The organism is Corallococcus llansteffanensis, assembly GCF_003612055.1.
GTDB lineage: Bacteria > Myxococcota > Myxococcia > Myxococcales > Myxococcaceae > Corallococcus > Corallococcus llansteffanensis.
On record NZ_RAWB01001211.1, the window covers coordinates 1 to 417 of the forward strand.

The following is a 417-nucleotide window of genomic DNA, read 5'->3' on the forward strand; positions in this document are numbered from 1 at the left end:
GAACGGTGGGAGCAATCTCCACCACCCGTGACGCCGGGATTCGGCGCGATCGGGGCAACGTCGCCGCCGGCGTACCCGCTAGCACCCGCAAAGCGTCGCCGGCCAGGAAACCGGCACGCACCAACGCCCGCTTGGTGTGACCCATCGACGGCAACAACGGGACCAGTTGCGGCATGGCATGCACGAGATGAGGAGCGTTGCGTGTCATCAGGATTCCGCGTTCGACGGCGCTGCGCCGGGCGATGCCCACGTTGCCGCTGGCCAGATAGCGCAGACCGCCGTGCACCAACTTCGAGCTCCAGCGGCTGGTGCCGAACGCCAGATCATGCTTTTCCACCAAGGCCACCGTCAGACCGCGGGTGGCAGCATCTAAGGCAATGCCAACACCGGTAATGCCGCCGCCTATCACGATGACGT

At 65.7% G+C, this 417-nt stretch carries 1 protein-coding gene; it reads right to left on the reverse strand.

Annotation, left to right across the window (positions count from 1 at the left end; all coding sequences use genetic code 11):
* On the reverse strand, positions 1-417 hold a 417-nt coding region (locus D7V93_RS44205), incomplete at both ends, for an FAD-dependent oxidoreductase (protein WP_120648753.1).